Source organism: Streptomyces sp. NPDC008238, from assembly GCF_042956445.1.
Lineage (GTDB): Bacteria > Actinomycetota > Actinomycetes > Streptomycetales > Streptomycetaceae > Actinacidiphila.
On sequence record NZ_JBIBGK010000030.1, the window covers coordinates 25623 to 50372 of the forward strand.

At 73.7% G+C, this 24750-nt stretch carries 17 protein-coding genes; 13 read left to right on the forward strand and 4 right to left on the reverse strand.

Features of this window, described 5'->3' with window-relative positions; all coding sequences use genetic code 11:
* Positions 1–108 precede the first annotated feature (108 nt).
* From ACFZAU_RS35805 to ACFZAU_RS35820, 4 genes are read left to right on the forward strand one after another with little or no spacing between them, the layout of a single operon-like run.
* Positions 109–957, forward strand: a complete 849-nt coding sequence (locus ACFZAU_RS35805; RefSeq protein ID WP_500555632.1) for an AraC family transcriptional regulator — start codon at positions 109–111, stop codon at positions 955–957.
* Positions 958–982: 25 nt separating this feature from the next.
* Positions 983–1699, forward strand: coding sequence for an AzlC family ABC transporter permease (locus ACFZAU_RS35810; protein WP_500555671.1), 717 nt, complete (start codon positions 983–985; stop codon positions 1697–1699).
* Positions 1696–2004, forward strand: coding sequence for an AzlD domain-containing protein (locus ACFZAU_RS35815; protein ID WP_500555633.1), 309 nt, complete (start codon positions 1696–1698; stop codon positions 2002–2004). The genes ACFZAU_RS35810 and ACFZAU_RS35815 overlap by 4 nt, the downstream gene beginning before the upstream one ends.
* A gap of 50 nt (positions 2005–2054) precedes the next feature.
* Entirely contained in the window at positions 2055–3275 is a 1221-nt protein-coding gene (locus tag ACFZAU_RS35820; RefSeq protein WP_500555634.1) for a PucR family transcriptional regulator, read from the forward strand.
* 6 nt (positions 3276–3281) lie between these two features.
* On the opposite strand, the gene ACFZAU_RS35825 is transcribed toward ACFZAU_RS35820, so the two are convergent.
* Positions 3282–4184, reverse strand: a complete 903-nt coding sequence (locus tag ACFZAU_RS35825) for a hypothetical protein (RefSeq protein WP_500555635.1) — start codon at positions 4182–4184, stop codon at positions 3282–3284.
* Positions 4185–4437: 253 nt separating this feature from the next.
* Between ACFZAU_RS35825 and ACFZAU_RS35830 the strand changes: the two genes are divergently transcribed.
* The 4 genes from ACFZAU_RS35830 to ACFZAU_RS35845 all read left to right on the forward strand — a co-directional run bounded on the left by ACFZAU_RS35830 (position 4438) and on the right by ACFZAU_RS35845 (position 13007).
* Positions 4438–6879 carry an ATP-binding SpoIIE family protein phosphatase gene (locus ACFZAU_RS35830; RefSeq protein WP_500555636.1) on the forward strand — a complete coding sequence of 814 codons (2442 nt, stop codon included), beginning with the start codon at positions 4438–4440 and terminating at the stop codon, positions 6877–6879.
* Positions 6880–7006: 127 nt separating this feature from the next.
* The gene (locus ACFZAU_RS35835; RefSeq protein ID WP_500555637.1) at positions 7007–9097 is read left to right on the forward strand and encodes a SpoIIE family protein phosphatase; all 2091 of its coding nucleotides are present in this window, start codon (positions 7007–7009) and stop codon (positions 9095–9097) included.
* Between the two features lie 112 nt (positions 9098–9209).
* Entirely contained in the window at positions 9210–10169 is a 960-nt protein-coding gene (locus ACFZAU_RS35840; protein ID WP_500555638.1) for a polyphosphate kinase 2 family protein, read from the forward strand.
* 57 nt (positions 10170–10226) lie between these two features.
* Positions 10227–13007, forward strand: a complete 2781-nt coding sequence (locus ACFZAU_RS35845) for a cation-translocating P-type ATPase (RefSeq protein ID WP_500555672.1) — start codon at positions 10227–10229, stop codon at positions 13005–13007.
* On the opposite strand, the gene ACFZAU_RS35850 is transcribed toward ACFZAU_RS35845, so the two are convergent.
* On the reverse strand, positions 12968–14068 hold the full coding sequence (locus ACFZAU_RS35850) for a sensor histidine kinase (protein WP_500555639.1): 1101 nt from the start codon (positions 14066–14068) through the stop codon (positions 12968–12970). The two genes, ACFZAU_RS35845 and ACFZAU_RS35850, sit on opposite strands and share 40 nt — an antisense overlap.
* Positions 14065–14730 (reverse strand): response regulator, encoded by a 666-nt coding sequence (locus tag ACFZAU_RS35855; protein ID WP_500464338.1) that lies wholly within the window; start codon positions 14728–14730, stop codon positions 14065–14067. Before ACFZAU_RS35855 ends, ACFZAU_RS35850 begins: the two co-directional genes overlap by 4 nt.
* 174 nt (positions 14731–14904) lie before the next feature.
* Here ACFZAU_RS35855 and ACFZAU_RS35860 point away from each other — a divergent pair, with 174 nt between their 5' ends.
* Positions 14905–16131, forward strand: coding sequence for a DUF418 domain-containing protein (locus tag ACFZAU_RS35860; RefSeq protein WP_500555640.1), 1227 nt, complete (start codon positions 14905–14907; stop codon positions 16129–16131).
* A gap of 40 nt (positions 16132–16171) precedes the next feature.
* Here ACFZAU_RS35860 and ACFZAU_RS35865 read toward each other — a convergent pair whose 3' ends face one another.
* Positions 16172–18022: a Na+/H+ antiporter NhaA gene (locus tag ACFZAU_RS35865; protein WP_500555641.1), complete on the reverse strand. Its 1851-nt coding sequence runs from the start codon at positions 18020–18022 to the stop codon at positions 16172–16174.
* Between the two features lie 308 nt (positions 18023–18330).
* Here ACFZAU_RS35865 and ACFZAU_RS35870 point away from each other — a divergent pair, with 308 nt between their 5' ends.
* The 4 genes from ACFZAU_RS35870 to ACFZAU_RS35885 all read left to right on the forward strand — a co-directional run bounded on the left by ACFZAU_RS35870 (position 18331) and on the right by ACFZAU_RS35885 (position 24750).
* Positions 18331–20922, forward strand: a complete 2592-nt coding sequence (locus ACFZAU_RS35870) for a Pls/PosA family non-ribosomal peptide synthetase (protein ID WP_500555642.1) — start codon at positions 18331–18333, stop codon at positions 20920–20922.
* A gap of 171 nt (positions 20923–21093) precedes the next feature.
* A complete protein-coding gene (locus tag ACFZAU_RS35875; RefSeq protein ID WP_500555643.1) occupies positions 21094–23571 on the forward strand; it encodes an ATP-dependent Clp protease ATP-binding subunit in 2478 nt (825 codons plus the stop codon).
* A gap of 93 nt (positions 23572–23664) precedes the next feature.
* Positions 23665–24084 carry an SHOCT domain-containing protein gene (locus ACFZAU_RS35880; protein ID WP_500555644.1) on the forward strand — a complete coding sequence of 140 codons (420 nt, stop codon included), beginning with the start codon at positions 23665–23667 and terminating at the stop codon, positions 24082–24084.
* A gap of 54 nt (positions 24085–24138) precedes the next feature.
* Positions 24139–24750 (forward strand): HdeD family acid-resistance protein, encoded by a 612-nt coding sequence (locus ACFZAU_RS35885; protein WP_500555645.1) that lies wholly within the window; start codon positions 24139–24141, stop codon positions 24748–24750.

Below are 24750 nucleotides of genomic sequence, written 5' to 3' on the forward strand. Positions count from 1 at the left end.
CATCCATCCTGCCTCGCCGCACTGACAAACCGCCCCCACTCCGTGCCGGCACCGGCTTTCCGAACGGGGACCGGCGGGGACGGGCGGGGGACGGCGCAGAATGGTGCGATGGGGTCGGACGAGCGGGCGCGGTTCTGGAGGCATCCGGGGTTGCCGGACGTCGACCTCCTGCGGGCGCGCTACGTGCGCAAGACCTTCGTCCGGCACACCCACGAGTCCTTCGTGATCGCCGGCATCACCAGGGGCGTCGAGGCCTTCCACCACCACGGCAGGATCGAGCGGGCGGGACCGGGGGCGGTGGCGCTGATCAACCCCGACACCGCGCACACCGGGCACGCCGGGGTGCCCGAGGGGTGGACGTACAGCGTGCTCTACCCGGGGGCGGACGTCGTGGCCTCCGTCGCGGCGGAGACGACGGCGATCCGCGGGACGGCGGGCTTCGCCGTGGCCGTCGCCGAGGACCCGTACGCCGTGCACCTGGTCACCCAGGTGCTGCGGGCCACCGACCAGGGCAACGCGCTCGCCGCCGACACCATGATGCGGCTCGCCATCGCCCGGCTGCTGCGCGGCCACGGGGGAGCGCTGCCCGAGCGCGTCCCGCTCACCGCGGGCGCCCGCAACGCCGAGCGTGCCCGGCAGATCCTGGAGGCGCGCCTCACCGACCCACCGCCGCTGGCCGAGCTCGCGGCCGGGCTCGGCACCAGCCCCTTCGCGCTGCTGCGCGGCTTCCGCGACCTGTACGGCATGCCGCCGCACGCCTGGCTCACCGACGCCCGGGTGCGCCGCGCCCGACGCCTGCTGGACGACGGGACGTCTCCGGCCGAGGCCGCGGTGGCCGTGGGCTTCACCGACCAGCCCCATCTGAACCGCCACTTCACGCGGATCGTGGGGGTGCCGCCGGGCGCGTACCAACGGGAGCGCAAGAACGTACAAGACGGCGCCGAGGGCGCGGCCTAGCGTCGGACGGGTGACCGCAGCACCCCTGGAAGCCGGAGAGCACCGGCAGCAGCATCCACCGTCCTCCGCCAGACCGCGTTCCGCGGTGGTCCGCGACGCCCTGGGCGTGGGCGTGGCCGTCGGCCTGTCCGGCTTCGCCTTCGGGGTGACCTCGGCCGGGGCCGGGCTGAGCCTTCTGCAGACCTGCGCGCTCAGCCTGCTGGTGTTCACCGGCGCCTCCCAGTTCGCGCTCGTGGGCGCCCTGGGCGCGGGCGGCAGCCCCCTGGCGGCCGCGGCCGGGGCGCTCTTCCTGGGGGTGCGCAACGCCTTCTACGGACTGCGGCTGTCCGGGCTGCTGCGCCTGCCGCGGGCCGTGCGGCCCCTGGCGGCGCAATGGGTGATCGACGAGACCTCCGCCGTCGCCCTGGCGCAGCCCGACCGGGCGAGCGCCCGCCTGGGCTTCACGGTCACCGGCGCCAGCCTCTACGTGCTGTGGAACCTGACCACGTTCCTGGGCGCGCTGGGCGCCGCCGCGCTGGGCGACCCGGCGGACTGGGGGCTGGACGCGGCCGGACCCGCGGTCTTCCTCGCGCTGCTCGCGCCCATGCTGCGCGGCCGCCGCGAGCGGGCCACGGCGGCGCTCGCCGTGCCGCTCGCCCTGCTGTGCCTGCCCCTGCTGCCCGCGGGGGTGCCCGTCCTGGTCGCGGCCCTGGCCGCGCCCCTCGTCCTGGCTGTGACCCGCCGCAAGGAGGCCGACCGTTGAGCACGTGGATCGCCGTGGGCGTCACGGCCCTGGGCTGCTACGCCGTCAAGCTGCTGGGTCTGTCCGTCCCCGCCGGCTTCCTGGAGCGTCCCGTCGTACGCAGGCTGGCGGCGCTGCTGCCCATCGCCCTGCTGGCGGCCCTCACCGCACTGCAGACCTTCGGGGACGGCCGCGCCCTGGCGCTCGACGCGCGCGCCGCGGGCCTGGCCGCGGCGGGCGTCGCCCTGCTGCTGCGCGCCCCGTTCCTGGTGGTCGTCGCCGTGGCCGTCGTGGTGACCGGAGCGCTGCGGACCGTCACCGGGTGACGGGTTAATGTGACCCGTCACAACACATGCGGCAAGTGGGGGGTGGGACGATGGCGGCCGACGCCCTGCCGGTCCTCTCCGACGCGGCCCGGGCCCTGGCGGCGCGCTGCGAGCACAAGGTGAACGAGATCGCCCGCTCCATGACGACGCGTGCCTTCGCCGACCTCCCCGGCTACGCCGAGCTGCCGGCCGACGTCAAGGACGGGGAACTCGCCGCCACCGCACGCCACGGCCTGCGGCTCTTCCTGCGCCGGGTCGTCCACGGCACCCCCGCGGAACGGCCAGAGCGGGGCGACTTCGACCGCTTCAGGGAACGCGCCGCGCAGCGCGCCGAGGAAGGGCTGCCCCTGCACCTGGTGCTGCGCAGCCACCTGCGCGGCACCGCGGTGCTGTGGCGGGCGCTGCGCGAGGTGGCCCGGCCGGGCGAGGAGGCCGCGCTCGCCGAACTCGCCGACCTCCTCATCGGCCTCCAGGAGGGCATCGTCGGCGCCGTCTCCGAGACGTACCTGGACGAGCAGAGCACGCTCGCCGCTGAACGCCGCGAGGAACGCCGCGCCCTTGTGCGGGCGCTGCTCGACGGCACCCTGCCGCCGGAACGGTTCCCCGCCGGGCGGCTGGGCCTGGCGGACGGCGCCCTGGTGCTGGCCCTCCACTTCCCGCCCGAGGACAGCGCCGGCCGTCCCCAGGGCGCCGCGCACCGCAGGCCCCGCCGCGCCCAGGCCGCGCTCGACCGCGCCTTCGGCACCGAGGTCCCGGCCCTGCTCGACGACACCGGCGGCCACGCCGTCGTGCCCGGCCACCGAGCGCCGCCGGGCGGCGACGAAGCGCTGCTCGCCCCGTTGCGCCGCGCCTGCTCCCCGGACGTACGGCTGGCCGCCGTGACGGCCGACCGGCCGGCGGACATCCCCGGCGCGGCCCGCACGGCCTCGGAGGTGCTGCGGGTGGCCCGCGCGGGCGGGCTGCCGCCGGCGCTGCACCGGCTCGACGACGTGCTGCTGGAGTACCACCTGTCCCGGCGCGACGAGAGCAGCGGGCGCATAGCCGCCCTGCTCGACCCGATCGCGGACCGCCAGGACCTGGTCGAGACGCTGCGGACCTATCTCGGCAGCCGACAGGAACGCCGCAGCACCGCCCGGCAGTTGGGGCTGCACCCCAACACCGTCGACAACCGGCTCGCCCGGATCTGCGAACTCACCGGGCTCGACCTCGCCGCGCCGCACGGTACGGCCCTGGCGCTGGCCGCGCTGCTGCTGCGCGACGCCGCCGGGTGAGCGGCGTCAGGCCAGGCGCCCGTACGCCCGCAGGGTGAGCAGCGCGTCGAGGGTGACGAGGGGCCGCCACTCCAGCAGCGTCCCGGGGGCCCACGCCGGCCGGCGGGCGGGCCAGCCGCCGTCGTCCCGCTGTGTGTCCGACAGGAAGTCCAGCGCGCGGTCCATCTCGGCGTCCGTGAACCACTCCCGCGCCGGGGAGTCCGGGGTGCGCGCGTAGTCGTACGCGAAGCGGTGCTCGCCGTCGGGGGACTCGGACGGCGGCGTCCGCTCCCCGTACCGCCCGGGGTCCAGCACGACGTGCCGCTGCTCGCGCACGATCCGCCCCAGCCGTGCCGCGGCCTCCCGGGCCCGCGCGCGGTCGGGTGCGTGGTCCAGGAACGCCATCGCGGCCACGGCCTCGCCGGGATGCGTCTTGTCGAGCGTCTCGATCGCCGCCCAGCAGAAGTCCGTGGCCCGGAACAGCCAGGCGTGCCACACCTCGTTGCGGTGCAGGGCGCCCACGACGGGCCCGGTGGCCAGCAGGTCGCCGGGCGGGCTGTCCACCACCGGCAGCCAGGGGGCGACCGGGAAGCCGCGCAGCGAGCTGTGGAGCGCGGGCAGGGCGCCCTCCGGGGTCGAGACGGCCGTCACGTAGCGGCAGATCCGCTCGGCGCGCTGACCGGCGCACCTGCCGATCTCGTCGAGCACGCGCAGCGCGTGGGCCACGTGCAGTGGCTGGCTGACCGTGCCGCGCAGATCGGGGTCGAGGGCGTGGCCGTAGCCGTCGTCGGCGTTGCGGTACGCGGACAGCGCGGTCTCCACCGCGTCCGCCGGGCCGTTCCGGAAGTGGTACGCGAACCTGCGCTGCTCGAGCACGCGTGCGGTCAACCACACGAAATGCTCGGCGCGTTCTAGCGGGGATGCTGGCATGTGCGCACAGTAGGCCTCCGTAAGCGCTCTGCACACAGAAGTGCGCAGGGAGCACCCTGGCGTGCGACCACGCGCCCCCCGGTACGGGTCACGAGCCGCCGGGAGTTGACGGCCCCGGCGCATCCGGCACCAATGCGCCGGAAAACGCGGGGGCGGGGAGATCCGGACCCCGGCGCACCCCCGTCGCGACGATGCGCGCGCGGGCCCACCGGGGGGTTGAATGGGAGGGGGCCCCACGACATCGGACGACCGGGTGACTGCACACACCGACCTGGACCACCGCGGCTCGCCGCACGACGGCAGCTGCGCCCTGTTCGTCGTCGACGGGCACGGTGACGTCCTCATGTGCACCGGGTCGGTGCGCGGGCTGACCGGACGGTCCCCCGACACGGTGTGCGGACGCCCGGTGGCCGCACTCCTGGTGACGCCCGAGGCGTGGGCCCGGCACCTCCCCGCCGCGGGCGTCGCCGAGACGGAGTGCGACGCCGAGCTGCGGCACGGCGACGGCACGGCGGTCCCCGTGCGGTTGCGGGTGCAGGCGACGGCCGCGGGCGGCGGCCCGGCCGGGGGCCTGGTGGTGACCGCCACGCGCCGTACGGTGGCCGAACGCCGCAAGGAGGACGAGGCCTTGATCAGGGCCCTCTTCCTGCAGCGGCACGTGGGCCTCGCGATCCACGACCTGGCGCTGGAGACCACCCGCTTCAACCTCGTCCCCGGCATCGACCTGCCCTCTCGAGCCGGCCCACCCAATGATCCGGTGGAATGGCGCATCGAGGACGTGCTGATCCCCAAGGACGCGGCCGCACTCCGGGAACAGTTCCGGCGCGTCGCCGAGACCGGGGAGCCGCTCGTGGACTGGGTGCACAGCGCCCGGCGCCAGGAGGCGCCTGACGTGAAGCGGGTGGCGTCCTTCTCCGCCTTCCGGCTGCACGGTGCGAACGACCGGCCCGTCGGGGTCGCCGTCATCTTCACCGACGTCACCCAGGAGCAGGCCGCCCGCCAGCGCATGGAGTTGATGCACGCCGCCGCGGAACGCATCGGCCGCAGCCTGGACGTCGCCAGGGTCGCGCAGGAACTCGTGGACGTGCTGGTCTCCCACCGCTTCGCCGACCTGGCCGCGGTGGACCTGACCCACACCGTGCTGATCGGTCAGGAGCCCGGCGAGTTCCGGCTCGGCGCCCCCTTCCGCAGGGTCGCGGTGGCCTCCACCGACGGCTCGTGGCCCGCCGAAATCCACCCCCGGGGCGCCGGTTTCCGGCTGCGCAGCCTGGAGAGCGACCACCTGCGCCGGGGCGCCGCCGTCTTCAGGTCGGACCTGACCTCCTGGCGCGAGGGCCTGGCCGGGGACCTGGAACGCAGCCGGCTGTTGCTGCCCGACGCGGCGGCGTCCTTCCTCAGCGTGCCGCTGATCGCCCGCGGCCTGGTGCTCGGCGTCCTGATGATGTGGCGGACCGCCGATCTCCCGCCGTACGGCACGGGTGACGCCGGACTCGCCGAGGAGCTGGCCTCGCGGGCCTCCCTGGGCCTGGACAACGCCCGCCGCTACACGCGGGAGCACCGCACCGTGGAGGCGCTGCAGCGCAGCCTGCTCCCGCCGTCGATCACCGAGACCAGCGGGGTGCTGACCGCGGGCAGCTACGTGCCGGCGGGCACGACCGAGGCGGTCGGCGGCGCCTGGTTCGACGTGATCCCGCTGTCCTCCAGCCGGCTGGCGCTGGTCAGCGGTGACGTCACCGGCCACGGCCTGAACGCCGCGGCCACCATGGGGAGGCTGCGCACGGCGGTGCAGACCCTGGCCGACCTCGATCTGCCGCCCGGCGAGCTCCTGGCCCACATGGACGACCTCGTCGTCAGGCTCGGCGACGTCGCCCCGCCGCACGGCGAGGAGGAGGGCGGCACCGCGCGCGGCGGCGCGGTCGGCGCCACCTGCCTGTACTGCGTCTACGACCCCGTCGAGGGCCGCTGCGAGATGGCGAGCGCCGGGCACCCCCCGCCGGTGTACGCCGCGCCCGGCGCCCCCGCCCAGGTGATCGGGCTCAAGCCCGGGCCCGCGCTGGGCGTGGACAGCCTGCCCTTCGAGCCGGTCGGCTTCGCGGTGCCCCCGGGGAGCGTGCTCGCGTTCTTCAACGAACCGCTCATCTCGCACCCCGACGGCTCCGCGCGGGAACGGCTGGGGCGGCTGTGCTCGGTGCTGGCGGCGGACCCCACCGGGACGCGCACCCCGACCCGCACCGGCCGAGCGATCCTGGAGGAACTCCTCGCCGAGCCGCCCGGCGACGACGTCACGCTGCTGGTGGCCCGTATGCGCCCGCTGCCGCCGGGGTCCGTCGCCACCTGGGAGTTCCCCGCCGATCCCGCCGTCGTGGCGCGGGCCAGGACCGCGGTGGAGAGCCAGCTGCAGATCTGGGACCTCAAGCACCTGTCGTTCACGACCGAACTCATCACCAGCGAGCTGGTCACCAACGCGATCCGCTACGGCGGCGCCCCGGTCGGCCTGCGCCTGATCCGCGACGACACCCTGGTCTGCGAGGTCTCCGACCCGAGCCAGACCCAGCCCCGGCTGCGCCGCGCCCGGCTGTCCGACGAGGGCGGCCGCGGGCTGTTCCTCGTCGCCCAGCTCTCCAGCCGCTGGGGCAGCCGCTACACCGCGGGCGGGAAGACCATCTGGGCCGAGCAGCCGCTGTCCGAGCCCTGAGGCCCGTGTCAGGCGTCCGGGCCGCCCGGGTCGCCGGTTCGGGTGGTTCCCACCGAAGCTGGGAGGACGACCGTAGGCGGCGTCCGTCCGGTGCCCCTCCGGGCGCACGCCGACGGAGGTGGTTGCAGTGGCGCACGGCGGCCCACCCGCCCCCATGGGCGACGCGGAGGCGGCGATCCTGCGCGCCCTGTTCACCCAGTCGCCGGTGGGGCTGCACGTCCTCGACCCGGACCTGCGTGTCGTCCGCGTCAACATGGGCACTCCGGCCATGCGCGGGGTGCGGCCGGAGGACCTCCTCGGGCGCTACTTCCGCGACGCCTATCCCGTCGTCTCGCCCGACGACGTGGAGATACGCGTGCGCCGCGTGCTGGAGACGGGGGTGCCCCTGATCGAGGACGTCGTCAGGACACGCGCGGTCACCGGGAACGGCGCGGAGCACTCCTATTCGGTGTCCGTCTTCCGTCTGGAGGACCCGGACGGGACGGTCCTCGGCGTCGCGCTGGCCGTGGTCGACGTGACCGAACGCGAGAAGGGCCGGGCCCGGCTGCGCGTGCTGAACAGGGTGCGCGACCGGGTGGGCCGCACCCTGGACGTGGTGGTGACCTGCGAGGAGCTCGTCGGCGCCCTGGTGCCGGCCTTCGCCGACATCGTGGTGGTGGAGGTCGTCGACGACGTGGTGCGCGGTGACGACCCGCCGCTGTCACCGCTGCCCCGGGGGACCCCGCTGCGGCGGGCCGCGTTCGGCAGCAGCGCGGGGGCGGGGCAGCCCCAGGCATACCCGGTGGGAGACGTGCGGAGCCTGCCCGACCCGACCCCGTACACCCAGGCGCTGTCCGACCTGCGGCCCCGGGTGCTGCGGCTGCACACCGGACTGCCGTGGCTGGCCACCGACCCCGCCCGCGCCGAGGCGATCCGCGCCTCGGGGGCGCGGACGCTGCTCACGGTGCCGCTGACGCTGCGCGGCACCGTGCTCGGGCTGATCAGCCTCTACCGCACCGAGCGGCTGGAGCCCTTCACGGAGGACGACGTCGAGATCGCCCTGCAACTGGCCGACCACACCGCCCTGTGCGTCGACAACGCCCGCCGCTACACCCGGGAGCACACCGTCGCCGCGACGGTGCAGCGCCAACTGCTGCCCCGCCGCCCGGTGTCGCACACCGCGCTGGAGACCGCCTACCTGTCGACGGCGCGGGAGAGCGCCGCCGGGTCCTGGTACGACACCATCCCGCTGTCCAGCGCCCGCACCGCGCTGGTCGTCGGGGACGTCGCCGGGCAGGGCATCCACGCCACCGCCGGCATGGGCCAGTTGCGCACCGTGATCCGCTCGCTGAGCGCGTTCGACCTGGGGCCCGACGAACTGCTGGCCCGGCTCAACGACATCACGACCCACCTCGCCGCCGAGCGCGCCACCCTGCCGGCGGCCGACCCGCTGCACCGGGAGGCGCTCACCGCGGCCTGCGTGTACGCCGTGTACGACCCGCTGACCCGCCGGTGCACCATGGCCCGCGCCGGGCACCTGGCGCCGGTGATCGTACGGCCGGACGGCAGCGCGCGGATCGCGGAGATCCCGGACGGGCCGCGGCTGGGCACCGTCGGCGGCGCGCCGTTCGCCGCCGCGGAACTGGACATCCCCGAGGGCAGTGTCCTGGCCTTCACCAGCTCCCCGGTGCTGTCCCTGCACCTGGCCGGCGGTTCCACCCCGCTCAAGGGCGTCCCGCCGGGGCGCGGACGCCCGCTCCAGGAACTCTGCGACGAGATCATGTACACCCTCCCCGTCGGCATCGACCGGGGCGTGCCCATGCTCCTGCTGGCCCGCACCCACCCCTTCCCGCCGGACCGCGTCGCCGCCTGGCCGCTCGGCGACGGCCTCACGGCGGTCGCCACAGCGCGCAGGCTCGTCCGCGACCGGCTCGCCGTGTGGGGGGCGGACGAGGACACCGCCTTCAACACCGAGCTGATCGTCAGCGAACTGGTCACCAACGCCCTCCGCTACGGCAGTCCGCCGATGCGGCTGCGCGTCATCAACGACCGCATGCTGACCTGCGAGGTGCGGGACGCCAGCCCCGCCGCCCCGCACCTGCTGCACGCGCGCACCGTCGACGAGGGCGGCCGCGGGCTGTTCATCATCGCCCAGCTCGCCGACCTGTGGGGCACGCGGTACGCGGAGGACGGCAAGACCATCTGGACCGAGCAGGCCCTCCCCCCGCCACGGGTCTGAGGACCACGCCGGCGCACCCGTTCAGGCGAACGGCCCCGGTCCGTTTGACGCACCGTCCGGGGCGGCGGAACGTGGCGGGTACCCCCCCCGCTCCCAGAAAGGCCGGACGGCGATGGCGGACACCCGGACCAGGCGCATAGCGAAGTTCATCGAGCCGCTGCATGTCGAGCCGGGCTCCACCGTGGACCTGGCCAGGGACTTCGACCCCCGGTACAAGGGCAGCCTCAGGAAGCGGGACGGCGCCGGCCTGCTGAGCACCGGCGTGTCGCTGCTGGCCGAGTACCAGGCACGGCTGGCCGCCCAGGACACCTACGGGGTGCTGCTCTGCCTCCAGGCACTCGACGCGGGCGGCAAGGACGGCACCATCCGCCACGTCATGAGCGGGGTGAACCCGCAGGGGGTGCGGGTCAGCAGCTTCAAGGTGCCGTCCTCGGAGGAGCTCGACCACGACTACCTGTGGCGCTACGCGCAGCGGTTGCCCGAGCGGGGCGAGATCGCCATCTTCAACCGCTCCCACTACGAGGAGGTCCTCGTGGTCCGGGTGCACCCCGAGGTGCTCCGGCGGCAGAAGCTGCCGGAGCGGCCCAAGGGGGCCGGCATCTGGGAGCGCCGCTACCGGGAGATCAACGAATGGGAGCGCTACCTGACCGACAACGGCTTCAAGGTCGTGAAGGTCTTCCTCAACCTCTCCAAGGAGGAGCAGCGCACCCGCTTCCTGAAGCGGATCGACCTCCCCGAGAAGAACTGGAAGTTCTCCGCCGCCGACGTGCGGGAGCGCCGCCACTGGGACGAGTACCAGGAGGCGTTCTCCGAGATGCTGTCGGCCACCAGCACCAAGCACGCCCCCTGGTACGTCGTCCCGGCGGACCGGAAGTGGTTCGCGCGGATCTGCGCGGCGGCGGTGCTCGTCCACACGCTGATGGAGATCGACCCCCAGTACCCCACGCTCGGTGACGAGGCGCGGCGCGACCTGCTCACCGCCCGACGGGAGTTGGAGGCCGAGGCCCCCGAAGGGGCGGCGGCCGACCCGTACGCGGCCCGGCGGCGGACGAAGGACGCGCGGCGCCCCTGACCCGGGGCCCGCCGGACGGCGACGGCCGGACGCCGTGACCGGATCGGAGGCATGACGATGACGGTGCAGCCCACCCCGGAGGGGGAACGGCCCGCGTCCAGCGAAGGCTGGTACGCGCGGTCCCCGCAGGACGTCGCCATGGCGTTCGGGGTCGACCCGGACGCCGGCCTGCCGGCGGCACGGGTGACCGAACTGCTCGCCGTCCACGGCCCGAACGCGCTGCCCGAGGAGAAGCCGCCGCCCGCCTGGCGGCGCTTCCTCGACCAGTACCGCAGCTACATGCAGATCATCCTGGTCGCCGCGGCCGTCGTCTCCTTCCTGATCGCACAGTGGAGCACCGGCATCCTCCTCGTCCTGCTCACCCTGCTCAACGCCGTCGTCGGGCTGCGCCAGGAGGGCAAGGCCGAGAGCGCCATGAACGCCCTCAAGTCGATGATGAAGGCGACCGCCCGGGTACGGCGCGACGGCACCGAGTCGCAGGTCCCGGCCGAGGGCGTCGTCGTGGGCGACGTCGTGCTCCTCGCCGCGGGCGACCAGGTCCCGGCCGACGGGCGGATCGTCCGGGCCAACGCCCTGCAGATCGACGAGTCCGCGCTGACCGGCGAGAGCGTCCCCGCCGCCAAGGACGCCGGCACCCTGCCCGCCGGCGCCGCACCCGTCGGGCCCGGCGACCAGACCAACATGGCCTTCATGAACACCCCCGTCACGCACGGGAGCGGCGTCATGGTCGTCACCGGCACGGGCGCCGGCACGGAGCTGGGCAAGATCTCCGGGATGCTGTCGGCCACCGCCAAGGAGCAGTCGCCGCTGACCAAGGAGCTGGACGACCTCACCCTGTGGATCGCCGCGGCCGCGGGCCTGACGATGGTCGTGATGTTCGCCCTCGGCCGCGCGCGCGGCCAGGAGTGGGACGCGCTCTTCGTCAGCGCCGTGTCCCTGGCCATCGCCGCCATCCCCGAGGCACTGCCCACGGTGACCCAGGTGATCCTCTCGGTCGGCAGTCTCAACCTGGCCCGGCGCAACGCGATCGTGAAGGAACTGCCCTCGGTCGAGACCCTGGGCTTCACCTCGGCCATCAACTCCGACAAGACCGGCACCCTGACGATGAACCAGATGACGGCCGTCGAGGTGATCAGCCCCACCGACCGCTACACCGTCTCCGGCACCGGCTACGGCCTGGCGGGCCGGATCCACCACGCCGCGGGCTCCTCCGCGGGCATCGAGGACGCGATCCTGCCGTACGTGGTGGCCAGTGACGCGAAGCTGGTGGACGGAACGGTGGTCGGCGATCCCACCGAGGGCGCGCTGCTCGTCCTCGGCCACAAGGCCGGTCTGGACGTCGAGGCGACCCGGGAACGGCTGCCGCGGCTGGCCACCCTGCCCTTCGACCCCGACTACAAGCTGATGGCCACCTTCCACTCCGCCACCGACGCCTCGGGCCGCCCCATGGTGCGGTGCTTCGTCAAGGGTGCGGCGCCCGCGGTGATGGCGCGGGCCGCGACCGCCCTGTCCGCCGGAACGACCGTCCCCTGGGACGACGAGCTCAGCCGGCGCGCCCATGGTGCCGTCGAACGGATGGGCGGCGAGGGACGCCGCGTCATGGCCGCCGCCACGCGCGACCTGGATCCCGCGGCGTTCGACCCTTCGGGCGATCTCCTCGCCCTCGTCACCGACCTGCGGATGACCAGCCTCGTCGGCATGATCGACCCGCCCCGTGACGAGTCCCGCGACGCCGTGGCCGACGCCCAGGCCGCCCACATCAGGGTCCGCATGGTCACCGGCGACGACGTCACCACCGGCGCGGCCATCGCCCGGCAGCTCGGCATCCCCGGCGAGGCGGTGCTCGGCGCCGACTTCGCCGCGCTGCCGGAGGAGGAACGGCTCGCCCGGATCGGCATCGGCGTGGTCGGACGGGTCGCGCCCGAGCACAAGGTGCTGCTCGCCGACACCCTGAAGAAGAAGGGCGAGGTGGTGGCGATGACCGGCGACGGCGTCAACGACGCCCCCGCCATCAAGGCCGCGGACATCGGCATCGCGATGGGCAGCGGCACCGACGTCGCCAAGAACGCCGGCCGCATGATCCTCTCCGACGACAACTTCGCCACGATCATCCACGCGGTGGAGGAGGGCGGGAAGCTCTACGACAACCTCACCAAGTACATCCGCTTCGTCCTCCTGCTGCTGGTCGCCTTCGTGCTGACCTTCCTCGGCGCCACCCTGTTCAACATCGCCGCCGGCGAGCCCTTCACCCCGGCCCAGGTGCTGTGGGTGCACTTCGTCGTCAACGCCCCCTTCGGCTTCGCCCTCGGGTTCGACCGGGAGAGCCCCGGCCTGATGCGCCGCACGCCCCGGCCCCGCGGGCAGTCCGTGCTGACCGGGCCCGTGCTGGTCACGGTGGGGCTGAGCGGGCTGGCGATCACCGTCATCCTGCTCGCGCTGATCAAGGTGGGGGAGAGCCACTTCCACAGCGCCGCCGTGGGCAACTCGATGGCCTTCACCGCCTTCGCGCTCTGCCTGGTCGTGGCCGCGTTCGAGTGCCGCAGCGAGACGGCGTCCGTCCTCACCACGTCCACCTTCGACAGCAAGCAGATGAACTGGGCGGCGCTGTCGGAGTTCGTCCTCGCCGTGCTGGTGACCCAGGTGGACGGCTTCCGGCGGATCCTGGGCACCACCGAGATCGACCTGCGGCAGTTCGGCTGGGCCCTGCTGTCCGCCGTCGTCCTGCTGCTCCTGTGGGAGCTCGGGAAGCTGATCGCACGCCGGGCGCGGGCCGCGTCCCGCGCCCGCACGGCGCCGCTTCAGCTGCCAGCGGCGGGCAGTTCCAGCCTCAGCTCGTAGCCGCCGTCCGCCGTGGGACCCGAGGTGACGGTGCCGCCGAGCAGCGCGGCGCGCTGCCGCAGGCCGACGAGCCCGTAGTGGGCGCTGGGCAGCGGGAGCGCGGGCCGGGTGGGTGCGGTGTTGGTGACCGTCACCCGGACCTTGCCGCCCTGGTGGTGGATCCGGACCCGCGCCGAGGCCCCGGGCGCGTGCTTGCGCACGTTGGTCAGCGCCTCCTGGACGGTGCGGTAGACCGCGCGCTGCACCGTCGGCGGCAGCCCGTCCGGCAGGTCCGGCTGCAGCTCCGCCTCGATGCCGCTGCCGCTCACCAGCCGTTCCAGGTCGGCGAGGGAGGGCTGCGGGGTGAGCTCGGTGGGCCGGCCGCCGGCGGCGCGCAGCACGCTGACCATGTGCCGCAGTTCGTCCAGGGTCTGCACGCTCAGCCGCCTGATGGTCGCCGCGGCCTCCTTGACCTCGGCGTCCTGCGTGCCGACCTGCAGCGCCCCGGCCCGTACGGCGATCAGGCTGACCTGGTGGGACACCACGTCGTGCATCTCCCGCGCGAGCTGGGCGCGCTCCTTGGCCAGCACGGTCTGCGCGGTGAGCAGCCGCTCGTGGTCGCGGGCCTCCGAGATCTCGGCGAGCCGCAGCGACAGGTCCCGCCGGGCCTGGACCAGCTGGCCCAGGAAGACCGGGGCGGCGGCCGTCGCCGCCGTGTAGCTCAGCGTGATCAGCGTCGAGGGCTCGGACAGGTCGAACTTCGGCGCCGGCCACGGGGCCATGTCCGCGATCGTGAAGGCCAGCGCGCACCCCGCCAGCAGCCACCGGCGCCGGGTGAACGAGGCGAGCGTGTAGAGCGCGGCCAGGGTGGCGAAGGCCGCGTCCGAGACCAGCACGGCGGGCAGCGCCAGCACGAAGGTGGTCAGCGGCAGGCGCCGGCGCAGCATCAGCGCGACCGCGCCGCCGAGGGCGCAGCCCAGGCGCTCCGGCTCCGCGGGGTCGACGTTCACCCAGATGTCGAACAGCGCGACCGCCACGACGACGAGGTCCACCACCGGAGGCGACGGACGCCGGAACCTCATCCGCCCTCACCGTCCTGCGGCCGCTTGAGCAGCCCCGCGCGCTCCGCGAGCAGCGCGGCCTGCACCCGGCTGCCCACCTGCAGCTTGGTCAGGATGGCGCTCACATGGTCCTTCACGGTGCCCGTCCCCAGATGCATCCGCCCCGCGATGTCCGCGTTCGACAGGCCCTCGGCGACCAGCAGCAGGACGGCGCGCTCGCGGTCGGTCAGCCGGGCCACGCCGCGGGTCGCCGACTCGTGCGGGCCCGCGCCCAGGTACCCGTCGACGACCGTCCGGGTGACCTTGGACGACAGCACCGCGCCGCCGTCGGCCAGGGTCCGCACCAGGAACGGCAGTTCCTCGGGGTCGGTGTCCTTCAGCAGGAAGCCGGCCGCGCCCGAGCGGAGCGCGGTGGCCACGTACTCGTCCATGTCGAAGGTCGTCAGCATCGCCACCACCGGAGGCTGCGGCAGCCGGCGGAGCCCGGCCAGGACGGTCAGCCCGTCCACGTCGGGCATCCGGATGTCCAGCAGGACGACGTCGGGCTGGGACTCCTGCGCGGTGCGGATCGCCTGCCCGCCGGGCACGGCGGCGACGACCTCGATGTCGTCCGCCGCGTCGAGGATGCGCTGGAAGCCCGTACGGATCAGGGCCTCGTCGTCGACCACCAATACCCGGATCACGCGTGCTCCACTCACCACCGGACCCCTGTCCGATTCCTACCACGCCGCGGGCCGTCCGGCGGGGACCCGGGCCGCGTCCGGCCAGGTGACGGGGGAGCGGGGGTCAGGAGGCGGAGGCGGTTCCGGACGACTGCCGGATGGGGCGCCGCGGGCGGTCTGCACAACCCTGGAGCAATGACCAACGTAACACCGGGCGCCCCGCGGGAAGCGGCGCGCGCGGTGGGACAGGGCCCGACCACGGGGCGCCTGGTGGGACTCGACCTCGCCCGCGGACTGGCGGTGCTCGGCATGTACGCGTCGCACGTGGGTCCCGATCCTCCCGGCGGCGGGCCCGTGGGCTGGGCGGCGGAGATGTCCCGCGGCCGCTCCTCGGCGCTGTTCGCGCTGCTCGCCGGATTCACGCTGGTCATCCTCACCGGCCGGCCCGAGCCGCGGACCGGGCGGGCCGGACGGCAGGCCGCCGGCCGGGTGCTCATCCGCTCCGCCGTCCTGGTGGTCCTGGGCGGGGTGCTCACGGCCCTCGACACCTCGGTGAACGTGATCCTCGCCTACTACGGCCTGGCCCTCGCCCTCGCGCTCCCGCTGAGACGGCTGCGGAGCGCACGCGACCTGGTGCTCGTCGTCGCGCTCGTGGCCGCGCTCGTGCTGCCGCAGGTGCTGTACCCGCTGCGCGTGGCGGCCTACGGCGGGGGATGGGCCGACGTCCTCGCCGACCACGACCCGGTGGCCGTGGTCAGCGGCGGGGACGGCCTCCTCGACCTGCTCGTCACCGGCGACTACCCGGTGCTCACCTGGCTGCCGTTCATCGTCGCCGGCATGGCGGTCGCCCGGCTCGACCTCGGCCGCCCCGGCGTACGCGCCAGGCTCGCCGGGTGCGGCGGCGTCCTCACCGCTGCCGGCTACGGCGGGTCGTGGCTCGCCCTGCACCTGGTGCCGGGTGCGCTCGGCGCGGTGGGCGCCGCCACGGACGGGGGTCCGGCCGGGGCCGCCTGGTGGTCCGACGCCGTCGGCTCACCCGGGTACGCCACCCCGGCCTGGCTGCTCGTGGCCGCACCGCACAGCCAGACGACCTTCTCGATCCTGGGCAACACCGGCGTCGCCCTCCTGGTGCTCGCCGGCTGCCTCGCCCTCGTCGACCGCTCGGCGGGCCTGCGGCGTCTGGCCGCGCCCGTCATCGCCGTCGGTTCGGTCTCGCTGACCGCGTACGCCGGGCACATCGTGGCCCTCAGCGCGTTCGACCTCGACGACCAGGGCCGGTCCTACACCGGCGCCGTCGCGCTCTGGCTCTGCTTCACGGCGACGGCCGTGCTCGCCGCCCTCCTGTGGACCCGCGTCTTCCGGCGCGGCCCCCTGGAGTACGTGCTCCACTCCGTCACCCTGCCCGCCCGTCTCATTAACTGACGCCGTCCGGACCCGCGGGGCAGGCATCCGCCCGGGGGCGTCAGTGGTGGAGGGCCGCCTTGGCGTGTTCCAGGGCGACGCGGACCGCCGCGGAGAGGGTCTCGATGTCGTACGCACGGTAGTGGCGGCGGCCGTTGATGAAGAAGGTCGGTGTGCCCGACACGTGGCTCAGGTCCGCGGACTCGGCGTCCTCGGCGACGCGGACCGCGACGGAGCGGGTCTCCATGTCGTGCCGGAAGCGGTCCATGTCGAGCCCCACCGCCACGGCCAGCCGCTCCAGTCCGCGGACGTCCAGCGCCTGGGGGTGGGCGAAGATCTGGTCGTGCATCTCCCAGAAACGGTCCTGCTCGGCCGCCGCCTCCGCGGCGCGGGCGGTCTGGACGGCGTGCGGGTGCACGTCGGCGAGCGGCAGGTGGCGCCACACGTACCGGACGTCGCCGAAGTCGGCGAGCAGGTCGCGGATGACGGGCTCCGCCTCGCCGCAGTAGGGGCACTCGAAGTCCCCGTACTCGACGAGGGTCACCAGGGCGTCGTGCGGGCCGCGGATGTGGTCGCGCTCCGGGTCCACGGGGACGGCCAGGTCCTCCAGTTGCTGCGCCTTGCCGAGCAGCGCCCGCCGCCGCACCGCCCGGGGCAGCCGGGACAGCACGAGCGTCACGCACCAGGTGAGCAGGAAGGAGAGGAGCACCGCGGTGAGGATGCCGACCTTCGCCTCGGCGAGCCGTCCGCCCTGGAACGCGCGGGCCGCGATGAGCAGCGCGATGGTGAAGCCGATGCCGGAGATGGTGCCGCCGGCCGTCACCGCGCCCCAGCCGACCGGCGGGCGCAGCCGGCCGCGGCTGAGCCGTGTGGTCAGCGCCGAGGCGCCCACGACGCCGAGGGGTTTGCCCACCACATAGGCGACGACGATGCCCAGGGTGACGGGAGAGGCGAACGCGGCCGTCAACTGCCGCGCGTCGAGGGTGATGCCCGCGTTGGCCAGGGCGAATGCGGGGACGATCAGATAGCTGGTCCAGGGGCGGAACAGCTCCTGCAGCCTCGAGTTGAGCGACACCGACAGTGCCAGGCCGCGCCGGGCCGTGCGCTCCAGCGCGGGTGTCGGCTGCTCCCTGAAGCGCAGGTAGAGCGTGCTCGCCCGGCGCAGGTCGGCGCCGCGCGCCGGATGGTCGCAGGCCATGAGACCGAGCGCCAGCCCGGTGACGACCGGGTCCACCCCGGAGCCCAGCAGCGCGAACCACACGGCCACGCCGGTCAGCGCGTAGGCGGCGCCGCGGAACTCGCCGCAGGCCCGGACGATGCACGTGGACGCGCCGAGCCCGACGACGAAGATGCCGATGGCGACGAGCAGTTCGGGCCAGGAGATGCCGCTGGTGTAGGCGAACGCGATGACGGCGAGCGCGATGAAGTCGTCGACGACCGACGCGGTCAGGATGAACGCCCGCGTGGCCGCCGGGAGTCTGCGGCCCAGCAGGGCGTACAGCCCGAGGGCGAAGGCGGTGTCCGTGGAGATCACCGTGCCCCAGCCGCGCGCGTCGGGCGTGCCGTGGGTGAAGGCGAGGTAGAGGCCGAGCGGTACGAGCATCCCGGCCAGTCCGGCCGTGGTCGGCAGGGTGATCCGGGTCCGTTCGCGGAACTCCCCGAGGTCGAACTCCCGGCGGGCCTCCAGGCCGACGATGAAGAAGAACAGCGTCATCAGCCCGCTGTTGATCCACTCCCGCAGGTCGAGCGACACCCCCTGCGAGCCCAGGGTGAACGACAGACGGGTGTGCCACACCGACTCGTAGTTCTCCGGCGCCAGGTTGGCCCAGGCCAGGGCGATGACCGTGGCCGCCAGCAGGAAGCCGGCGCCCGCCGTCTCGGTGCGCAGGAAACTCAGGCGCGGAGTGGTCACGCCGGGGCGGCGCGGAGTCTGCCCCGTTGCTTGCAGTGACGAGAACGCACCCACCCGCACATCGTGGCACGACCCCGCGGCGGCGGCCTGTCGCGCGGCCTCCCGGGCGGACCGCCGGTCGGCCCGGAGTGCCGCCACCCTACGCACGGTGACCGCTCCGGCCGTCGCGGGCCCGGCGGTTGGCGCCCCGGCGCGGGACGTCCGAGACTGCAAGGAGACGACTTCTTCCCGTACGGCCGGACACGTGCCCACGACCTCGTGGCAGCGGGCCGCTGGGTGCGGACGGTCGTGGACCCTCAGGGGATCACATGGTGGACAAACCCGCCGACGTCCGTCGGCGCGATCAGGACGAGGCCCCGACCACCGGGGGTGATCGTGCCGGTCCCCGGACCGGCACGGAGAGGATCCTCGCGGAGACCCTGGCCGGTGTCATCCACGCCGGACAGGTCCGCGTCGACAGCCACTTTGTCGACAGCCACTTCTTCGACGACCTGGGCGCCGACTCGCTGGTGATGGCGCACTTCTGCGCGCGGTTGAGGAAGCAGCCGGACGCCCCCTCGGTGTCGATGAAGGAGATCTACCGCCATCCCACCGTCCGCAGCCTGGCCGCCGCCCTGGACGAGGCCCCTCCGGCTCCCTCCGCGGCTCCCGCTCCGGCCCCCTCCGCACCCGCGCCGCGGCCGGCGGCGGGACCACCGCCGGGCACCCCGCACTACGTGCTCTGCGGGGTGCTGCAGCTCGCCTTCTTCGTGGCGTACTCCTTCGGCGCCGCCCTGGTGCTCACCAAAGGCGTGGACTGGATCGCCGGCGCCTCGGGCCTGGTCGACACCTACCTGCGGGCGATCGCCTTCGGCGCCGTCACCTTCGCCGCGGTGTGCCTGCTCCCCATCGTCGCCAAGTGGGTGCTCGTCGGTCGGTGGCGGCCCCGGAGGATCCGCATCTGGAGCATGGACTACCTGCGCTTCTGGTGCGTCAAGACGCTCATCAGGTCGGACCCGCTGGTCTTCTTCCACGGATCGCCGCTGTACACGCTCTACCTGCGCGCGCTCGGCGCCAGGATCGGGCGGCGGGTCACCGTCCTGTCACGGCGCGTGCCGGTCTGCACCGACCTGCTCACCATCGGCGACGACACGGTCATCCGCAAGGACGTGTTCTTCTCCTGCTACCGCGCCGAGTCGGGGGTGATCCGGACCGGACCCGTCACGCTCGGCAGGGACGTCCTCGTCGGCGAGGTGACGGTGATCGACATCGACACGGTCATGGGCGACGGGACCCAGCTCGGGCACGCGTCCTCGCTCCACGCCGGTCAGCGCGTGCCCGACGGCGAGCACTGGCACGGGTCCCCGGCCCAGCCGGCCGACGTCGACTACCGGGCCGTCGGCCCCGCCCGCTGCGGCACGGCGCGCAGGGCGGGCTACACGCTCTCGCAGCTGCTCGGAGCGGTCCTGGTCTACGTGCCGCTGGCCGTCGCCGGCACGGTGCTGCTGTTCGCCGCCGTGCCGCAGTTCGCCTCGCTCCTGGAGCCGGGCCCTAGGGCGCTGACGACCTGGGCGTTCTACTCCGACGCCCTGGTCACCTCGGTCGCCCTGTTCTTCGGCGCGGTGGTGCTCGGTCTGCTGTTCACGGTGACGGTCCCGCGCGTGCTGAACCGGGCCGTCAGACCGGACACGGTCTACCCCCTGTTCGGCTTCCGGTACGGGATGCACCGGACCATCGGCTTCGTCACCAACCGGCGCTTCTTCAAGACCCTGTTCGGCGACAGCTCGGCCATCGTCCACTACCTCGGCGGCCTGGGCTACCGGCTCTCCCGCGCGGAGCAGACCGGGTCGAACTTCGGCACGATCATGAAGCAGGACAACCCGTTCCTCAGCACCGTCGGCCGGGGGACGATGGTGGCCGACGGACTGTCGATCATCAACGCCGACTTCTCCAGCTCGTCCTTCTGCGTCTCGCGGGTCACCATCGGGCCGCACAACTTCGTCGGGAACTACGTCGCCTACCCCTCGCAGGGCAGGACGGGGGACAACTGCCTCCTGGCGACCAAGGTCATGGTCCCGGTGGACGGGAAGGTGCGGCAGGACGTCGGTCTGCTGGGCTCGCCCAGCTTCGAGATCCCGCGGTCCGTCCTGCGCGACAGCAAGTTCGACCACCTCAAGGACGGCGAGACCTTCCGGAGCCGACTGGCGGCGAAGAACAAGCACAACGTCGCCACCATGGCGCTGCATCTGCTCGTGCGATGGGTGTTCTTCTTCTGGGTGGCACTCGTGGTGTCGGTGGCCGCGGACCTGTACGCCGCGCTCGGGGTGTCGGTGATCGCGCTCGCCAACATCCTCACGCTCGCCTTCACGGTCGCCGACATGGTGCTGTCCGAACGCATCGCCACCGGTTTCCGGGGGCTGCGGCCGCTGTACTGCTCGATCTACGAGCGTCCCTTCTGGCGCCACGAGCGGTACTGGAAGGTCACCAGCGTGAGCGAGGCGATCATGGTCTTCAACGGCACGCCCTTCAAGGGCGTCGTCTGGCGCTGGCTCGGCGTCCGGGTGGGACGGCGCGTCTTCGACGACGGGTGCTACTTCCCGGAGCGCTCCCTGGTCAGCATCGGGGACGAGTGCGTCCTCAACGAGGGCAGCCGGATCCAGTGCCACTCGCAGGAGGACGGCACCTTCAAGTCCGACCACAGCGCCCTCGGGGCCGGCTGCACCATCGGTGTCGGCGCCCTCGTCCACTACGGCGTGACGATGGGCGACGGGACGGTCCTCGCGCCCGACTCCTTCCTGATGAAGGGCGAGGAGATGCCGGACGGCGCCCACTGGGCCGGCAACCCCGCCCGGGAGATGCCGGACGAGCTGCCGGTGCCCCCGGCGCACCGCGACACCACGCCCACCGCCCGGACGGGCTGAGCGCCCCGCCCCCGCCCGCGCCGACCCCGCTGCCGCCGGGGCGCGTTCCGTGACCGTGCGGCCACTGCGGTGGCAGGTGCGTCCGATCGGGCCAACACTGGTGGGGTACGGGCAATTCGACTACGGCGGGCGCCACTCAGCCGTTGTGTGCCCGCCGGACGGGTGGGCAAGGTGACGACTTCCCCCTTCGGGTCCGGCGACCCGTTCTCCGACCTCTTCAACCGCTTCTTCGGGATGAGCCCGGCGGCATCGCCGCCCGCCGTCCAGCGCGTCCCCATCGGGCGCCTGCTCAGCGACTCCTCGAACGAACTGCTGGCGGCCGCCGCGAGCCGGGCGGCCGCGGACGGCGCCGACCTCGACACCGAGCACCTGCTGTGGGCGGCCACCCGTGTGGCCGCGGGCCGGCAGTTGCTGGAACAGGCGGGTGTGGACCCCGACCGGCTGGCCGAGGACGTGGCCGCGGTCCTGCCCTCGGGCACCGGGAGCGGGGAGCCCGCGCTCACCCCGGCGGCCAAACGCGCCCTGCTCGCCGCCCACGCGCGCTCCCAGGCCTCCGGCGCCTCCTACATCGGCCCGGAGCACATCCTCGCCGCGCTCGCCGACGACCCGCACTCCGGCCTGGAGATGCGCTCCGAGGGCGGCGATCCCACGGCCCTCGCGGGCAAGGCCGGCGGCAGCCGGTCGGCGCCGACCGACACCCCGACGCTCGACGAGTACGGCCGCGACCTCACCGAGGAGGCGCGCGGCGGACGGCTGGACCCGGTGGTCGGCCGCGGCGAGGAGATCGAGCAGACCGTCGAGGTGCTCTCCCGGCGGACGAAGAACAACCCCGTGCTCATCGGGGACCCGGGCGTCGGCAAGACCGCCATCGTCGAGGGACTCGCACAGCGGATCGTGGCCGGGGAGGTGCCCAGGTCCCTGCGGGACCGCCGGGTGGTCGGGCTGGACCTGGCCGGACTCGTGGCCGGCTCCAAGTACCGCGGCGAGTTCGAGGACCGCCTGAAGAAGGTGATCGACGAGGTCACCGCCGCGAAGAGCAGCGTCATCCTGTTCATCGACGAACTCCACACCGTCGTCGGCGCCGGGGCGGGCGGCGAGGGCGCCATGGACGCGGGGAACATCCTCAAACCCGCCCTGGCCCGCGGTGACCTGAGCGTCGTCGGCGCCACCACCATCGACGAGTACCGCAAGTACATCGAGAAGGACGCCGCCCTCGAGCGGCGCTTCCAGCCGGTGATGGTGCCCGAGCCCTCCGTCGACGAGACGGTCGAGATCCTGCGCGGGCTCCGCGACGCCTACGAGGCGCACCACCAGGTGCGTTACACCGACGAGGCGCTGGACGCCGCGGCCGCCCTGTCCGACCGCTACATCAGCGACCGTTTCCTGCCCGACAAGGCGATCGACCTCATGGACCAGGCCGGGGCCCGCGTGGGCCTGCGCTCCCTCGGCGGCCCGGGCCCGTCCGACGAGCTGGAGGAGCGCCTGACCAAGCTCCGCCGCGAGAAGGACGAGGCCGTCAGCACCGAGGACTTCGAGCGCGCCGGCGGCCTCAAGGAGCGCATCCGGGACCTGGAGCACGAACGCGCCGCCATGGCCGCGCAGCGGGAGCAGACGCCCGGCGTCACCGCCGAGGACATCGCCGAGGTGCTGTCCGCGCGCACCGGCATCCCGGTCTCCCAGCTGACCGAGACCGAGCGCGAGCGGCTGATGAAGCTGGAGGAGGCCCTCCACAAGCGGGTGATCGGCCAGGACGAGGCGGTCGACGCCGTCGCCCAGGCCGTGCGCCGCGGACGCGCGGGCATGGGCGACCCCGACCGGCCCACCGGCAGCTTCCTCTTCCTCGGCCCGACCGGCGTCGGCAAGACGGAACTCGCCAAGGCCCTCGCCGAGCTGCTCTTCGGCGACCCCGAGCGCATGATCCGCTTCGACATGAGCGAGTTCCAGGAGAAGCACACCGTCTCCCGGCTCGTCGGCTCCCCGCCCGGCTACGTGGGGTACGAGGAGGCCGGGCAGCTCACCGAGGCGGTCCGCCGCAAGCCGTACAGCGTCGTGCTGTTCGACGAGGTCGAGAAGGCCCACGCGGACGTCTTCAACCTGCTGCTGCAGGTCCTGGACGACGGGCGCCTGACGGACGCCCAGGGCCGCACCGTGGACTTCCGGAACACCGTGGTCATCATGACCAGCAACATCGCCTCCAAGCACATCCTCGACCACGAAGGGGCGATCGACGACATCAGGGACGACCTGATGGCCGAGCTCCACGCCCACTTCCGGCCCGAGTTCCTCAACCGCATCGACGAGATCATCGTCTTCCACGCGCTGACCCGGCCGGACCTCGTGCAGATCGTCGACCTCCTGCTGGAGCGCAGCCGCCGCAGGCTCCACGCCCAGCAGGTCGGCCTCGAGGTGACGCAGGCGGCCAAGGAGTGGCTGGCCGACCGGGGCTACCAACCGGAGTTCGGCGCACGGCCGCTCCGCCGCGCCATCCAGACCGAACTCGACAACAGGCTCTCCAACATGCTGCTCGACGGCACCCTCAACCCCGGGGACACGGTCGTCGCCGACGTCAAGGACGGGCAGTTGTCCCTCTCCCTCAAGGAGGGCGAGGCGCGGGAGCCGGCCGATGGGGCGGCACCGTCGGAGAGCTGACCCCGGCTCACCGAGCAGCACACGGGCGGGCATCCGCCCCCGGTCCGCGCCCACCCCGCAACCGTACGGGGCGGGCGCCAGGAGGAGACGGAAATGACCGGTCACATGTACCTCGCCTACGACTACCCGGTCCTGGGCGCGTTCTGGACGATGATGTGGATCTTCCTGTGGGTCCTGTGGATCTTCCTCATCGTCCGCGTCGTGATGGACGTCTTCCGCGACGACAACATGAACGGATGGGCCAAGGCGGCCTGGCTGCTCTTCGTGCTCGTCCTCCCCTTCGTCGGCATCCTGGCGTACCTCCTCTTCCGCGGTTCGGGCATGGGCAAGCGCGAGGCGGAGCAGATGCACGCCCGCCAGAAGGCGTTCGACGACTACGTCCGCGAGACCGCGGGCGGCACCGGCACGGCGGCGGGCGGGGTCGACGCGCTCGCCAAGCTCTCGGAGCTGAAGGCGAAGGGCGACCTGACGGAGGAGGAGTTCCAGCGGTTCAAGGAGAAGGTCCTGCACTGAGCCGTCCTCGTCGCGCGGCGGCGCACGCCGCCGCGCGCTGCGCCGGGAGAGACCATGAACGCACCGTACGGACACGCCCCGACGCAGGGGCCGGCCGACCCCGAGGAGGTGCTCGGCAAACTGGGCGGCTCCTGGGGGTGGTCGCTGGCCTTCGCCCTCGCGACGCTCGCCGCCGGGGTGATCGTGCTGGTCTGGCCGGACGAGACGCTGCACGTGCTGGCGGTCGTCATCGGCCTCTACCTGCTGGCCACGGGGGTGTTCCGCTTCGTCACGGCGTTCTCGCGCCCGGACGGCGGCAGCAGGGTGACGGCGGTCGTCGTCGCGGTCGTCGCCGTGCTCGCCGGGGTGCTCTGCCTGCGGCACCCGCTGCAGACCGCGGCCGTGCTCTCCCTCGTCCTCGGCGCGTACTGGCTGGTGTCCGGGCTGCTCGTCGGGTTCGTCGCCGTCACGGGGCGGGACATGCCGCACCGCGGTATGGCGTTCGCCGTGGCCGCGCTCGGGGTCGTCGCCGGTGTCGTCCTGCTCGCCTTCCCGGTGCAGTCGGCGGTGGCGCTGGCCCGCCTGATCGGGCTGTGGCTCGTCCTGCTCGGCCTCGCCGAGGTGGCGGCGGCCCTCGCACTGCGCTCGCTCGCCGCACAACCGGCGCCGCCGCGCCCGCCCGGCTGA